The organism is Verrucomicrobium sp. GAS474 (assembly GCF_900105685.1).
In the GTDB taxonomy this organism is placed as follows: Bacteria; Verrucomicrobiota; Verrucomicrobiia; order Methylacidiphilales; family GAS474; genus GAS474.
The window spans coordinates 3295818-3309626 of sequence record NZ_LT629781.1; the positions used below are offsets into that span (position 1 = coordinate 3295818).

Below are 13809 nucleotides of genomic sequence, written 5' to 3' on the forward strand. Positions count from 1 at the left end.
ACCCCGGCCCCGGTTCCTAGCGGCGGCCCCGTTCGCGGTCGCTCCGCTCGCGGTCGGAACGGTGCTCCTTCGACTCCGCATGGGCGGTGGCGGCCCCGGAGGCGGCGTCCGACTTCGGGTCGATCTCCTGGTCGGTGGCGACGTTGACGAGCTTGAAGTCCTCGATGCCGAGCTTCGGGTCGACGCGGAAGGTGAGGCGGCCCTGGAAGCGCCGCTCGAGGTCGACGAGGAGCTCCTCGTCCTCGTTCTTCAGCCGCTCCATGACGACGCCGTTCACGTGGATGCGGAGCTCGTGGACATCGGGGTAGAGGCGGAGGATGCGGATGATCGCGCGCTGGATCTCGACGCTCATCGTCTCGGGAGACTTCACCATGCCGCGGCCCTTGCAATGGGGGCACTCGGCATAGAGGGAGCGGCTGATGCTTTCCTGGACCCGCTGGCGGGTCATCTCGAGGAGGCCGAGGCTCGAGATCGGGAGGATGTTCGTCTTCGCCTTGTCGCGGCGGACGCCGTCCTTGAGCTTGTTGACCACGGCCTGCTGGTCCTTGCGGTCCCGCATGTCGATGAAGTCGATGATGACGAGGCCGCCGATGTTGCGGAGCCGGAGCTGGCGGGCGACTTCCTCGGCCGCCTCGAGGTTCGTCTGGGTGATCGTCTTGTCCTGGTCCTTGCCGCCCTTGTTGCGGCCCGTGTTCACGTCGACGGCGACGAGCGCCTCGGTCTCGTCGATGACGAGGTAGCCGCCGCACGGCAGCCAGACCTGGCGGCGGAAGGCGCCGTCGATCTGCTTGTCGACGTTGAAACGCTCGAAGATCGGCGTCGCCTCGTTGTAGTAGCGGATCTTCTTCTGGGAACGCTTGGAGATGCTCCCGATCAGCTCCTTCACCCGGTTCGCCTCCTCCTCGTTGTCGAGGATGATCCGGTCGATCTCGTCGGTGAGGAAGTCGCGGACCGTCCGCTCGACGAGGTCGGGCTCCTGGAGGAGGAGGGCCGGGGCGGGGACGTTCTGGAGCTTCTGCTCGACCTTCTTCCACTGCTCGAGGAGAACGGCGAGGTCGCGGACGAAGAAGCGGGGGCGCTGCCCCTCCCCGACGGTGCGAATGATGACGCCCATGCCGTCCGGCACGTCGAGGCCGGCGAGGATCTTCCGGAGGCGCTGCCGCTCCTTCTGGCTCTCGATCTTGCGGGAGATGCCGAACTGGTCGGTGAACGGCATGAGGACGAGGTAGCGCCCGGCGAGGCTGATGTTCGTCGTGATCCGGGGGCCCTTCGTCCCGATCGGGCCCTTCGTCACCTGGACGATGACGTCGGAACCGGGGGGGTAGAGGCGGGGGATGTCGTCGGCGGTGACGCGGCGCTGGTTCTTCTTCTTGTTGCCGCGCTCGATCGTCTCGACGCTCGAGTCGAGCGCCGCCGGGATCGCGTCCCAGTAGTGGAGGAAGGCGTTCTTGTCGATGCCGATGTCGACGAACATCGCCTTGAGGCCCGACTCGAGGTTCTTCACCCGGCCCTTGTAGATGTTCCCCGAGATCTGGCGGTCGCTATCGCGCTCGATCGCGAATTCCTCCAGCCGCCCGCCCTCGAGGAGGGCGACGCGCCGCTCGAGGCGCTCGCAGCTGATGATGATTTCCTTCTCGTCGCCGTGCTTCTTGAAACCGAAGAATTCCCGAATTTTGTCTAAGACCATAATTGTTTTCCTTTGTGAGGGTTGGAGAAAGGGGGTGTGAAAAAGTAAGGACTACCGTGTCCGACGATGGATCCAGACGCTCTGGACCAGGCCGATCATCGAGAAGCAGATGACGAGGAAGGTGCCGCCGTAGCTCATGAACGGCAGTGGGATGCCCGTGACGGGGACGACCCGCATGGTCATGCCAATGTTGACGAAGAAATGGGTGAACAGGAGGGTCGATACTCCTGCGGCCAAGAGGGCCCCCGCATTGTCGGCCGCCTGGGAAGAGACATAGAGGCAGAGGGTGAAGGCGGCCCCGAGGCCGATGATGACGAGGGCCCCGGTGCGGAAGCCGCCTTCCTCGCCGATGCTGGCGAAGACGAAGTCGTTGTAGGAGGTGTTTTTCGGCAGGTAGCCGAGCATCGCCTGGGTCCCCTTCAGGTAGCCCTTCCCCGTCAGGCCGCCGGAGCCGATGGCGATGAGGGACTGCTTCGTCATCCAGCCCTTGCCGAGCTTGTCGAAATCGGGGTTGTAGAACGTCTCGATGCGCTCCATCTGGTATTGCTTCAGGCCGGGAATCTTCATCCCCATCTTGTGGACGCCGAAGTAGGTGAAGCCGACGAGGCCGACGACGAGAAGGATCGGAACGAGGATGTAGCGCTTCTTCACTCCCGCGATGAAAAGGAGGATCAGCGAGATCGGCAGCAGGACGGCGCCGGAGCCGAGGTCGGGCTGCATCTTGATGAGGAGGAACGGAATGCCGACGAAACCGCAGGTGATGGCGCACATCTTGAAGCCCCGGTTCGGGATCTTGCACAGCAGCCAGACGAGCATGAGGATGTAGGCGGGCTTCGCCACCTCGGAGGGCTGGATGGTGGTGACGTGGGGGATGGGGAGCCACCGCTTCGCGCCGTACATCGAGGTGCCGAAGAGGAGGACGGCGACGAGGAGGACGAGCGAGACGAGGTAGAAGATCCAGGCGTGCTCGATCCAGACGTGGTAGTCGACGAGGGCGACGACAAAGAAGACGGCCAGCCCGATGACGAGCCAGTAGATCTGGTTCATCCAGGCGTTGCGGAACTCGGTCCCCTCGGAGAAATAGGTGGCGCTGTAGATGAAGGCGATGCTCGCCCCGCAGAGCGCGAGGATGAGGAAGAAGAGCGGCCAGTGAAGGCGTCCGATCTTGGAGAAAATTTCTTTCATGGCTTGGCGGCGCGTGGGGCTTCCGGCGGATCCTTAACGTTTCGATCCGCGGGGACCCTTGGAGGAGGTGGGGAGGAAGCGCTCGTTCTCGGGCGGCGGGCTCTGCGGGGCGTCGGCCGCGTCCTCGGGGACCGCCGTTCCCGACACCGGCCCGTCGCTCGGCATCGCCGGGGCGGTGTAGGAGGTCATGCCGCTGAAGTTGCCCGCCGCGGGATTCAGGTAGACGAGGTCGGGCACCTGCCCGAGCTCGAGCTGGTGGAGCCCCTCGAGGATGTCGTGGACGAGGGGGCCGTTCGTGCTGCCGCCCCATTCGCCGCCCTCGACGAGGACACAGACGACGTAGCGGGGCTTCTCGTAGGGGGCGTAGCAGTAGAACCAGGTGCGGAGATCGCGCATCGTCTGCCCGTCGACGCGGCGGAAGGCCTGCGCGGTGCCGGTCTTCCCCGCCACCTTCCAGTAGGGAAGCTGAACGAGCGTCGCCGTGCCGGAGTCGACGACCTGGCGCAGCCCCTCGCGGACCGCGTCGAGGTTCTCCTTCCCGGCGTCGATCGTCCCCCGGACCCGGGTCGGCACCGAGACGACCTCGCTCCCGTCGAATGCGTTCACCCCCTCGATGAGCCGGGGATAGTAGACCGTGCCGCCGTTGGCGACCGCCGACATGACGACGGCCATCTGGACGGGCGAGACGCCGACTTCCCCCTGCCCGATCGAGACGTTGGCCGTGCGGGCGTCGCTCCAATGGTCGAGGGGGTGGACCTGCTTCAGCCAGGCGGGGGTCGGGATCAGCCCCTTGTCCTCGGGCAGCGGCAGCTCCGTCGGCAGGCCGAGGCCGAGTTCCTCGGCGAAGTCCTTGATCGTATTGATCCCGATGCGGATGCCGAGCTGGTAGTAGAAGGTGTTGATCGAGAGACGGAGCGATTCCTTCACGTCGACGGCGGGGCGGTCGGCCTTGTCGTCATTGTGGAAGAGGCGGTTCCCGATCCAGATTGCGCTGGGGCAGTTGATCGTCGTGTTGGGCGTCAGCTTCCCCGCCTTCATCGCGGCGAGGCTGACGACGACCTTGAACGTCGAGCCGGGGACGTAGGTGCTGAGGGCGCGGTTAAGGAGGGGGGCCGTCGGGTCGCCGATGAGGTTCTTCCACTTGTCGCTGCTGATGCGGGGGATGAAGTCGTTCGGGTCGTAGCTGGGGACCGAGGCCATCGCGAGGATGTCCCCGTTCCACGGGTCCATGACGACGGCCGAGGCCCGGCCCTGGCGGCGGAGGACCTGCTCGACGATGTACTGCATCCGGGCGTCGATGGTCAGGCGGAGGGAATTGCCGATGGTCGGCGGGATCTCGTCCTCGACCTTGTTGATGTAGCCCCGGTGGTCGACCTGGAGGACGCGCGCGCCCGGCTTCCCCTGCAGCTGCCCGTCGAAGGCCTTTTCCAGGCCGTGCCGCCCGACCTCTTCCGGGATCAGCTCGCCGTCCTCGAGGGCGGCGACGTCCTTCTCGTCCGGGACGCCGACGTAGCCGAGGATGTGGGGGGCCATCGCCCCGTAGTTGTAGGAGCGGACGGGCCGCACCGCGATCTGGATGCCGGGGACGCCGAGGCTCCGCTCGGAGAACTTCGCCAGCGTGGCGAAGTCGACGTCGCTCCGGTATTGGAACGGGATCGTCGGCGTCGTCTCGTAGTGGCGGTTGATCGCCTTCTCGTCGAGCTTGATGGCGAAGCCGAGGTTGAGGGAGATCGGCTCCAGGTAGGTGGTGACGATCTTGACGATGTCGATCCGCTGGCGGGTGCCGCCGGAGCGTTTCGGCACGGTCACCATCGGCAGGCGGTTCTTGTGTTCCCGGCGGTAGTTGCGGACCAGCTCGTCGAGGTAGAAATCGATGTCGAAGCTCGCCCGGTTCTCGGCGAAGGCGACGCCGTTCCGGTCGACGATCGCGCCGCGCGCCGGGGAGAGGCGGACATTGACCGTCGTCTGGTCCCGCTGCTGCCCCGCGTAGGTCTTCCCCTCCGCCACCTCGATGTTCCAGAGGCGGACCAGCAGGACGCAGGCCCCGAGGATGAAGCAGCCGCCCACCACGACGAAGCGGGTGCGGGCGTAGGCCATCGGCTCAAAGAGCATACTTGCTCCTCTCCCCCTCTTCGGGAGGCCGGACGCCGAGCTTCCACCAGCGGATGAAGACCAGGTCGCACAGCCAGAAAAACGGCACCGCCAGCACCATGTTGATCACCGCCATCCACGCGAAGCGGACCCAGACGGGGAAGTGCCAGGAGGCGTCCCCCGACTGCCAGCTGAAGAAGGCGTAATCGACGAAGGAGCAGACGAAGGTGGTCACCATCGCGAGGACCGCCGCGCTGAGGTAGCTGGCGAAGGGGAAGACGCCGCGCTGCATCCAGGTGAGGACGATGAGGAGGGAGAGGACGATCGCCTCGGTGCCGAGGCGCTGCGGGGAAAGGATGTCGATCAGCGTCCCGAAGAGGACGGCGAGGACGAAGGGGGAGCCCCCCTCCATCCGCATCGCGCCGTAGAGGACGGGGAGGACGATGAGGAAGGGACGCACTCCGATGAGGGGAAGATTCGGCTCGATCATCTTCACGACGATCGAGAGGAGCCCGATCCCAAGGAGGCAGAAAATCATGTCCTGCGTGCGGTTCTATTCCGAGAGGACGACGAAGAGCTCGTCCAGGTCGGTCAGGTCCAGTGCGGGATCAAGGACCGCCTCGCGGTAGAGGCCGAATTCGGTCGAGGCGCTAAGCGGAGGCGCCTCCATGATCGTTCCGATGAAGAGCCCGGGAGGGAAAACCCCGCCCGCGCCTCCCGTGAAAATCCTCTGCCCGACGGCCAACTGGGCCCCCCGGGGTAAAAACTTCATCCGCAGGCGGGGGCTCCCCTCGGCGGGCGCGCCCATGCCGATCACGATGCCCTGGTCCCGGGAACCCTCGACGACGCCGGAGACGCGGCAGTTCTGGTTGTTGATGAGGATGACCTCGGTGACGTTGCGGGAGACGAGCTTCGTCTTGCCGACGAGGCCGCGCGGCGTGACGACGGGAAGGTCGGAGACGAGCTTGTCGCTGTCGGTCCAGCCGCGGTTGATCTGGACGGTGTCCCACCAGTTGGCGGGATCGTGGCTGACGACGCGGGCAGCCATCAGCTTGTAGCGGGTCGCCTGCTTGAACTCGAGCATCTCGCGGAGCTTCGCGTTCTCCTCCTGGAAGTTCTTCAGCACGGCGTTCTCCGTCGTGAGCTGGATGTTCTTCTCGCGGAGCTCGGCGGCCTCCTTCTGGACCTGGTCGAGCGACTTGAAGCTGTGCCGCACCTCGCGGGCGACGTCGCGCTGGTGGTCGAAGAGGCTGATCGCGGGGGAGACGAGGTCGAGGACCACCTTCTGGATCTGCTGCTTGGAATCGGGCTCCATGAAGAGCCCGCCCATCACCAGGGCCAGGGCGAGGATCGAGACGGTGTACCAGACGAGGCGGTTCACGACGACATCGGTACGCCGGCACCCGCCGTCAGGGGACGGCGGAGCGCGGCGGGGAGTGGGATACCGAGATTAGGCTCAGGAGCCTTCACCTTCGGAAATCTTGCGAAGGTACCGGAATTCTTCCAGCACCTTGCCGGTTCCTTCCGCGACGGCGCTGAGGGGGTCTTCCGCCACGTGGACGGGAAGGCCGGTCTCCTCGGCCAGCAGGCGGTCGAGGCCGCGCAGCAGCGCGCCGCCGCCCGCGAGGACGATGCCGCGCTCGACGAGGTCGGCGGAGAGCTCCGGAGGGCAGCGCTCCAGCGTGATGCGGACCGACTCGACGATGACGGAGACCGGTTCCATCAGCGCCTCGCGGACTTCCTGCGAGGTGATCGTGAGGGTCTTCGGGAGGCCGGCGACGAGGTCGCGGCCGCGCACTTCCATCGTCGTCTCCTTCTCGGGGGGATAGGCGGAGCCGATCTTGATCTTGATCTCCTCGGCGGTGCGCTCGCCGACCATGAGGTTGTAGGCCCGGCGCATGTAATTGATGATGCTCTCGTCGAGCTCGTCGCCCGCGACGCGGACGCTGCGGCTGTAGACGATGCCCGCGAGGGAGATGATGGCGACCTCGGTGGTGCCGCCGCCGATGTCGACGATCATGTTGCCCGCGGCTTCCTGCACGGGAAGGCCGACGCCGATCGCCGCCGCCATCGGCTCCTCGATCAGGTGGACCTCACGCGCCCCGGCGTGGCGGGCGGAATCCTGCACCGCGCGCTTCTCGACTTCGGTGATGCCGCTCGGCACCGCGATGACGACCCGGGGCGGACGGAGCTTGAGGCGGTTCTGGACCTTGCGGATGAAGGCGCTGAGCATCGCCTCGGTGATCTCGAAATCGGCGATGACCCCGTCCTTCAGTGGACGGACGGCGATGATGTTGCCGGGAGTGCGGCCGAGCATCCGCTTCGCCTCGTCGCCGACGGCGAGGACTTTCTTCGTCCCCTGCTGGATCGCGACGACCGACGGCTCGCGCAAAACGATTCCCCGGTCTTTTACGTAGACCAGTGTATTCGCCGTGCCGAGATCGATACCAATGTCATTTGTGAAGAAACTCGAAAAGGATTTGAAAAGCATAGAGTTATATCAATTTTTAAAACGGAAAACGGGGGTAACTGAATCCATCTGGATTAGCCGCTTAAGTGTGTTTTGGCAAAGTCTTTCGGGTTTGTACAGAGGAAAATACGTTTTGACCTTCGCCCCCGGCTGTTCGACGATTCCCTCCCCTTCCCGCCTCATTCACCTCCTTATGCCCCTCTCCTTCCCCCCGCTTTCGACCCGCCCCCTCATCGTCGGCACCGTGACGACCCCGAAGGGACTCGCGCTCCTCGCCTCCCTCGTCGGGAACGGGATCGGAGCCGACCTGGCCGAAGTCCGGGTCGACGCCCTCCTCAAGGCCGGGCTGACCATCGACGCCATCGAGCCCGCCCTGCGCCGCCGGAAGCTCCCCGTCCTTCTCACCTGCCGCATCCCCGCCGAGGGCGGCGTCCGCGCCTGGAAACCGGGCGAGCGGACCGAGGCCTACGCCTTCCTCATGCACGAGGCCGAGGCGATCGACCTCGAGCTCGCCTCCCGCAACGAGCTGGAGGGCATCCTAGAGGCCGCGAAGGTGACCGGCAAGACCGTCATCCTCTCCGCCCACTCGATCCCGAAGCCCCTCACCCCGGCCCTGCTCCGCCGGTGGATCGCGGCGTTCCGCAAGGCGAAGCCGACCCTCGCGAAGATCGCGGCGCGGATCGAGAGCCAGGCCGATCTCGCGCTCCTGGCCCGCGTTCTGCTGGAGGAAAAAGGAAGGCAGCCGTGGGCCGTCATGGGCGTCGGCCCCCACGGCAACCTCTCGCGCGAGGTGCTGGGCAGCCTCGGATCGAAGCTCCTCTACGGCTACCTCGACCGCCCCGCCGCCCCCGGCCAGCCCTCGGCCAAGGCGCTGGCGGCATTCCGCAAGACGCTGCCGGCCTAGGACCCATCTCCATTCATCGGCGGCCCGCCGATGAATGGAGATGGCCCTAAGGACTCTTCAGCGTCGTCCGCTGCGCCACGGCGGGCGCGAAGGCGTGGGTCCTCCCCTGCACGAACTCCAGCTGCCGCGAAGCGGCCGCTTTCAGGTTGTTGTAGAGGACGCAGACCCCCGACGGCGGGCAGACGTAATCGCCGAGACCGGCCACGATCGTCGTGGGGCAGGTAATCCGCTTCGCCATGTTGGCCCCGTCGTAATAGCCGAGACCGGCGACGTAATCGGGCCGCCAGCCCCGGAGCCGCCCGAGAGTGATCCCTCCCAGGTCGCAGCACCAGGGAATGCCGACCCGGCAGAGCGTGACGTCCTTGTCCAATGCCGCCCCGGCCAGCGATTGGAAGCCGCCCTGGCTGCCGCCGCTGACGATGAGATCGTGCCCGTTCCACTCCGGCTGGCTCTTGAGGAATTCAAGCGCCCGCAGCACCCGGAGGATCATCCCGTTGAAGTAGGCCGTCTCCGGCTTGGCGTTCTCGTCGTTCTTGAAGGCATAGCCCTTCAGCTCGCCATTCTTCAACGCCTCATAGTAGGCGGCGTCCTTGCCGTTCTCGATGCCGTGGGCGTTGATGGTCAAGACCAACGTCTCCTTCTCCCGGTCGATCGGAGGGCTGCCGACGCCGTACCCCATGAATCCGGCGCGGGCCTTGAGCGACTTCGGCGCGGCGTCCTTCGGCTTGGTGAAATAGCCCGAGACCGGCTTTCCGCCGGCGCAATCGATCTTCACGTCATAGACGACGAAGGCGGGATCGGGTGAGGGAATCTCGGTGAGGGAGACCTTCATCGGCACCTCGGCGAGGCGGGCCTTCTGCGCGGTCCAGAAGGAGTCGAAATCGGCCGGTTCGGGAACGCCCTCGAGCTTCTCCGGCTCGACTCCCGCGCCGCCGTCGAAGCGGACCGATCCCTTGGAATTGACGAGCGGCTTCCCCCCCTCGTCGAGCGCGGCGACCTCGATGCGGACGAAGCCCGGCTTGTCGATCGAGGTCGTGATGACCAGCGGCTCGGTCTCGGACGAAACCATCTCGCCGGTCTCGGTCTTCGCGTCATCGCCGGTGCGAGTCCATTTCAGCTTCTTCCCGGCGACGAGCTTCGCATCGGGAGCCGCACCGTCGGCGAGGCGGATGGTGAAGACCATTTTTTCGCCGGGATCGTAGAAGGCCTGTTCCTTGTCGGTCGTCCCGATCAGCGTCAGTTCCCCGGCCCACAAGGCCAGGGAGGGAAACAGGAGTAGGGCGGAGAGAAGGCAACGCATGGGACAGAAATCCTATGCGAGAACCGCCCTTTTTGAAAGGGCCGAATGTCTAGGAAGGAATGCCGCTGCTGAGGAGCTTCTCGGTCCCCGTGACGATCTCGGGGAGGAGCTTCTCGAGCAGTTCCTCGGTCACGCCGAGGCGCTGGAGGAGTTCCTCGTCGAGTTCGACGCTGAAACCGTCCTCGCCGACGCCATAGCCCATGCTCGTCGCCAGGTGCTTCCCGGCATGAACCAGGGCGACCAGCGGCTGCTGCTCGTTGCCCGCCATCCGAGGACGGGGATAGTAGCAGGCCACCTCGATGAGGCTGACGGGATAGCCCCAGCCTTCGGTGAGGACGCCGCCGACGTCGGTGTGGTCGTAGCCGAGGAGATCGTGTTCCGCCTGGCGCCAGGGGATGTTCTTTTCCAGCTGGTGGACGCGGATCCGCTCGAACTGATCGGCGCAGGCGTGCGCCAGGGCGAGCTTGCCGACATCGTGGAGGAGGCCCGCGGTGTAGGCCAGCTCCGGCTGGATGCCGTGACCGACCTTCTTCGCGAGCGCTTCCGAGGCGACGGCGACGCAGAGGGAATGCTTGTAAAGATCGCCCGGCTCCCAGCCGTAGGCGCCGACGGGCTGATTCGCCAGCCAGCGGCCCGCGAGGGAACCGGCGGCGATGCGGTAGAGCTGCTTGAAGCCGATCCGGACGACGGCGTCGGCCACGGTCTCGCACTGGGCGGAAGAGGCGAAGAAGGCCGAGTTGGCCATCCGCAGGACCGCCGTGGAGAGGCCGGGGTCCTTCATGATCATCGACTGGACGTCGTTCGCCTCGGCCTTCTCGGGCTTCGAGAGGAGGTCCATGAGGGGCGGCAGGAGCCAGGGGGAGCAGGGAATGCTTCGCGCCATCTCGCAAACGAGGCTGAGAGGCAGCGGCTGTCCCGGAGGCGGCGTGGGCGTGGGATCGCTCATTTCCAAAAGAGAGGTTGGTTGGGGGTCCGAACGGAGACCTGTCCCGATTCGAGATAGAATTTGATCGTTCGATTGACGTGGCCGCCGACTTCCCAGGCACCGACGCGGAGGCCGAGGGTCTGGCTGAGGGTCTTGAAGGTCTCGATGTTCCGGTCGCCGATGCGGAAGAACTTGTCGGCACTCATCACCTGGGAGCCGCCGAAGACCTTGCACTCCAGGTGGCTTCCCGCGCCCGCCTTCTTGAGCTGGGCGAGGAGCTCGTTCATCCCGCTGTCGAGGAACATGGCGATCTTCGTCGCGCCCTGGCTCTGGTGGAGCTTCGAGTCGGGAAGCATCGCATGGAGCATTCCGCCGATCTTCTTGGCCGGATCGTAGAGGGTGATGCCGAGACAGGAACCGAGGGCGTAGGTCGTGATGATCCAGGAGGCCCCGGAGGCCATCTTGATATCGGCCACTCCGACGATCGTTTCCCGATATTCCGTTCCCGACGCTGAGGTGGGGGCAAGCGGGGTGTTCAAACAGTCACTTTCCGAAGAGGCTATAAAGGATTCAAGCCCGGAACGGCGGGGCGACATCGCCCTTCACCGAGCCCGCAGCGCGAACATTCGCCGCACAATACTGTCCCGGCTCGGGGGCTGTCGAGGAAGAAGGTCTTCCTAGGTGTTATTTCATGTTCGGACCCGCGTCGTGGACGGGGACCGGCGCCGGCTGCGGCGTCGAGGGGGAGGAGCCCGAGGGAATCGGGACGAGGGAGCTTCCGGCGACCGAATCGGGAGACTGGGGCGTGGCCGGGGTGGGGAAGACGTCGATGGGCTGGGGCGTCGCGCTCCCCGCGGCGCCGTTGCCGCCGGCCCCGCCCGCTCCCGCGCCGCCGCCGGCGCTGTTGAGGATCGACTGCTCGCGTACCATGACGAGGAGGGCAGACTGGTCGTCCATCAGGTTCTTCAGGCCGTCGTACTCGGTCTGCAGCTGGCCGATGCTCCGCTCCTTCGCGGCGATCTCGTTCTTGAATTTGTCCTCGAGCGTCGCGACGGCCGCGGCGTGCTCGCCGTCCTTCTTGCGGACGGCGTCGAGATCGCGCTTGAAGTCGTCCTGCAGCGTCGACATCGATTCCCGCTCGGCGGCCAGGGAACGCTCGATCGTGACGAAGCGGCCCTGCTGCATGGCGATCTCTTCGGAAAGCTTGAGGAGCTGGAGGTAGCGGCTGTTGAGGTTCGCGCTCAGCTTGCTGACGTTGTCTTCGCCGTCCTTCTTGACGCCGTCGATCTTCTCCTGGACCGCGAGGAATTTCTTATCGAGGAGGAATTTCTGGACGCCGACGAAGCAGGCCAGGGCGATGATCGCCAAGACCAGCAAAATTTCGGGGGTCGCCTTCCCTGACTGTGAGTTCATAACCCTGTGATCCTTCAGATTAAATCTACCACACTAAATCAATTGCAGAGAGGGGCGTCCAGTTTTTAATTAAAAAAACATAAAATCGCGTCCTTCTCATTGATTAAAAAGAAGCAAGACCCATTCCAAATCGGCTTTCCGGGTAAAATTACTTCCCCTCCCCGTCCTTGCGGGCGCGGGCCTCGGCGGCCTGCCGCAGGAGGTCGGCGGGAAGGACGTTCGGCTTCAGGACGGCGTCCTGGTTCGACTGGATGATCTTCGGGTCGATTTCGGTGCGGAGGATGCGGACTTCGCGGGGGGCCTTGATGCCGATGCGGACGCGCTGGCCCTCGACGGCGACGATGACAACCTCGATCTCGTCTCCCAGCTTGATCGATTCTCCGGGCTTTCTGGAAAGTACTAACATGGTGGGTTTTCCTTTCTAGAATTCGAAGGTTTCCTGCTCGGAGTAGCGGGCATCGTGGAGGACGATCTGGCTGCCCAGCTTCTTCTCCTTGTGGAGGACGAGAGGCGCGCGGAGGTTCGCGTGGATGCGGAACGGCTTCCCGCTTTCGAGGCGGATGATGAAAAGGATGACGCAGTCGAGCGGCCCGGGGGAACCGATGGGCTCGAGCTCGATGTCGTCGACGTCCATGACGTAATCGGGCTTCAGGTAGAAGGCCTCGATCACCACGAAGGCGACGTTGACGTCCTCGACGCTCCGCATGACGGTGAAGGGGCGGTGGCCCTCCTCCTGCGAGAAGACGAAGCGGTGGAGCGTGGGGAAACCGGGGATCCCCTGCGGAAACGTGAAGGTTTTATCGAGGATTTCCCTCTCGATGGGGTCAAGTTCGGCCATGGATAAGAATTAGGTGATGTAATCGAGCAGGCTCATGTTGAGGATCTTCGCGCCCGATTGCAATGCCGCCTGATAGGCCGTCTGCACCGTCGTCAGGTCGGTGGCCAGGTTCGCCGTGTTGGCGTCGCTGAGGGTACTGGCCTGCTTCCTCAGGTTCGTCATCTGGTTGGTCAGCGCGGTCGCGTTCGTCGAGAGCTGGGTCAGCTTCGCCGAGGCGATGCCGACGCTCTCCGAGGAGAGGGAGACCGCGGCGTTGACCTGCTGCATGGCCGAGGCGTAGCCGCCCTCCGCCGCGAAGGGATCGGCCGTCGAGGTCGCGTTCTGCATCTCCGTCGCCAGGGAGGCGATGAGGGTGTAGGTGTCGGTGCTCGTCTGGCCCGCCTTGTAGAGGAAGCCGTTGAAGCCCGCGGTGCTGCTCCCCGCGGTGAGGCCGATGTTCACGCTGAGGTTCGCGTTGATCTCGTAGGAGGTGACGTTGGAGCTGTAATTGGCCGAGCTGTTGAAGACGTAGCTGGGCGGCGCGCTCGGGTTCGAGACGAGGGGGGGGACGTTCCCGGTGCTGCCGTAGAGGTAGACGCCGTTCGTCGACCGGTTCGCGATCGAGGCGATCTGGTCGGCGATCGTCCCCATTTCTTGGCCGATGATGTGGTAGGTGGAGGCGTCGGAGACGCCGTTGGCCGAGGTGATCAGCTCGCTGGCGCGGCTCATCAGCGTCTGGAGGTCGGCCATCCCCTGGTAGCTGTTCTGGGCCGCCAGCGTCGCGGAGTCGGTGTTCGCCGAATACTGCTGGGTCTGCAGCTCGTTCGTCCGGTAGTTGTTGAGGTCGCCGAACCCGGCGACGTTGTCCGACGGGTCGAGGATGTTCATCCCGGTCGAGATCTGCTGGCTCAGCTTGTTTTCCCGGCTCAGGAGGGTGCTCGTGGTGTCCTTGAGCTGGTTCGGGAAGGTCTGGGAGGTGACGCGCATGGGAATTTCTCCTTGGGATTAACTCTGGGG

At 65.0% G+C, this 13809-nt stretch carries 14 protein-coding genes; 1 reads left to right on the top strand and 13 read right to left on the bottom strand.

The annotated features are described in order from the left end of the window. Positions 1-16: 16 nt before the first annotated feature. The 6 genes from BLU04_RS13885 to BLU04_RS13910 form a co-directional block, all read right to left on the bottom strand. Positions 17-1687, bottom strand: a complete 1671-nt coding sequence (locus tag BLU04_RS13885; protein WP_093287279.1) for an Rne/Rng family ribonuclease — start codon at positions 1685-1687, stop codon at positions 17-19. Between the two features lie 51 nt (positions 1688-1738). Next, a complete protein-coding gene (locus BLU04_RS13890) occupies positions 1739-2872 on the bottom strand; it encodes an FtsW/RodA/SpoVE family cell cycle protein (protein ID WP_093287282.1) in 1134 nt (377 codons plus the stop codon). 33 nt (positions 2873-2905) lie between these two features. Then, complete coding sequence (gene mrdA / locus BLU04_RS13895; protein ID WP_093287284.1) at positions 2906-4984, bottom strand: penicillin-binding protein 2; 2079 nt, start codon at positions 4982-4984, stop codon at positions 2906-2908. Further along, positions 4974-5501: a rod shape-determining protein MreD gene (gene mreD / locus BLU04_RS13900; protein ID WP_093287287.1), complete on the bottom strand. Its 528-nt coding sequence runs from the start codon at positions 5499-5501 to the stop codon at positions 4974-4976. Before mreD ends, mrdA begins: the two co-directional genes overlap by 11 nt. A gap of 15 nt (positions 5502-5516) precedes the next feature. Beyond that, on the bottom strand, positions 5517-6344 hold the full coding sequence (gene mreC / locus BLU04_RS13905) for a rod shape-determining protein MreC (RefSeq protein ID WP_093287290.1): 828 nt from the start codon (positions 6342-6344) through the stop codon (positions 5517-5519). A gap of 75 nt (positions 6345-6419) precedes the next feature. After that, positions 6420-7454: a rod shape-determining protein gene (locus BLU04_RS13910; RefSeq protein ID WP_093287293.1), complete on the bottom strand. Its 1035-nt coding sequence runs from the start codon at positions 7452-7454 to the stop codon at positions 6420-6422. 172 nt (positions 7455-7626) lie between these two features. On the opposite strand from BLU04_RS13910, the gene BLU04_RS13915 reads away from it, so the two are divergent. Further along, on the top strand, positions 7627-8337 hold the full coding sequence (locus BLU04_RS13915) for a type I 3-dehydroquinate dehydratase (protein WP_157895366.1): 711 nt from the start codon (positions 7627-7629) through the stop codon (positions 8335-8337). Positions 8338-8383: 46 nt separating this feature from the next. On the opposite strand, the gene BLU04_RS13920 is transcribed toward BLU04_RS13915, so the two are convergent. The 7 genes from BLU04_RS13920 to BLU04_RS13950 all read right to left on the bottom strand — a co-directional run bounded on the left by BLU04_RS13920 (position 8384) and on the right by BLU04_RS13950 (position 13779). Next, positions 8384-9637: an acetylxylan esterase gene (locus BLU04_RS13920; RefSeq protein WP_093287298.1), complete on the bottom strand. Its 1254-nt coding sequence runs from the start codon at positions 9635-9637 to the stop codon at positions 8384-8386. Positions 9638-9686: 49 nt separating this feature from the next. Further along, positions 9687-10583, bottom strand: a complete 897-nt coding sequence (locus tag BLU04_RS13925; protein ID WP_093287301.1) for an HDOD domain-containing protein — start codon at positions 10581-10583, stop codon at positions 9687-9689. Next, positions 10580-11101, bottom strand: a complete 522-nt coding sequence (locus BLU04_RS13930; protein WP_157895367.1) for a chemotaxis protein CheD — start codon at positions 11099-11101, stop codon at positions 10580-10582. Before BLU04_RS13930 ends, BLU04_RS13925 begins: the two co-directional genes overlap by 4 nt. A 145-nt stretch (positions 11102-11246) precedes the next feature. After that, positions 11247-11975, bottom strand: coding sequence for a hypothetical protein (locus tag BLU04_RS13935; RefSeq protein ID WP_157895368.1), 729 nt, complete (start codon positions 11973-11975; stop codon positions 11247-11249). 148 nt (positions 11976-12123) lie between these two features. Continuing rightward, on the bottom strand, positions 12124-12381 hold the full coding sequence (gene csrA / locus BLU04_RS13940; RefSeq protein WP_093287310.1) for a carbon storage regulator CsrA: 258 nt from the start codon (positions 12379-12381) through the stop codon (positions 12124-12126). Between the two features lie 15 nt (positions 12382-12396). Next, positions 12397-12813: a flagellar assembly protein FliW gene (gene fliW, locus BLU04_RS13945; protein WP_093287313.1), complete on the bottom strand. Its 417-nt coding sequence runs from the start codon at positions 12811-12813 to the stop codon at positions 12397-12399. Positions 12814-12822: 9 nt separating this feature from the next. Then, positions 12823-13779: a hypothetical protein gene (locus tag BLU04_RS13950; RefSeq protein WP_093287315.1), complete on the bottom strand. Its 957-nt coding sequence runs from the start codon at positions 13777-13779 to the stop codon at positions 12823-12825. Positions 13780-13809: the final 30 nt, after the last annotated feature.

Bases quoted from the DNA above. Each gene is read 5' to 3' on its own strand.
- BLU04_RS13890 (WP_093287282.1), bottom strand. From the start codon at position 2,872: ATGAAAGAAATTTTCTCCAAGATCGGACGCCTTCACTGGCCGCTCTTC.
- mreD (WP_093287287.1), bottom strand. From the start codon at position 5,501: ATGATTTTCTGCCTCCTTGGGATCGGGCTCCTCTCGATCGTCGTGAAG.
- BLU04_RS13885 (WP_093287279.1), bottom strand. From the start codon at position 1,687: ATGGTCTTAGACAAAATTCGGGAATTCTTCGGTTTCAAGAAGCACGGC.
- BLU04_RS13925 (WP_093287301.1), bottom strand. From the start codon at position 10,583: ATGAGCGATCCCACGCCCACGCCGCCTCCGGGACAGCCGCTGCCTCTC.
- csrA (WP_093287310.1), bottom strand. From the start codon at position 12,381: ATGTTAGTACTTTCCAGAAAGCCCGGAGAATCGATCAAGCTGGGAGAC.
- BLU04_RS13910 (WP_093287293.1), bottom strand. From the start codon at position 7,454: ATGCTTTTCAAATCCTTTTCGAGTTTCTTCACAAATGACATTGGTATC.
- fliW (WP_093287313.1), bottom strand. From the start codon at position 12,813: ATGGCCGAACTTGACCCCATCGAGAGGGAAATCCTCGATAAAACCTTC.
- BLU04_RS13935 (WP_157895368.1), bottom strand. From the start codon at position 11,975: ATGAACTCACAGTCAGGGAAGGCGACCCCCGAAATTTTGCTGGTCTTG.
- mrdA (WP_093287284.1), bottom strand. From the start codon at position 4,984: ATGCTCTTTGAGCCGATGGCCTACGCCCGCACCCGCTTCGTCGTGGTG.
- BLU04_RS13950 (WP_093287315.1), bottom strand. From the start codon at position 13,779: ATGCGCGTCACCTCCCAGACCTTCCCGAACCAGCTCAAGGACACCACG.
- BLU04_RS13915 (WP_157895366.1), top strand. From the start codon at position 7,627: ATGCCCCTCTCCTTCCCCCCGCTTTCGACCCGCCCCCTCATCGTCGGC.
- BLU04_RS13920 (WP_093287298.1), bottom strand. From the start codon at position 9,637: ATGCGTTGCCTTCTCTCCGCCCTACTCCTGTTTCCCTCCCTGGCCTTG.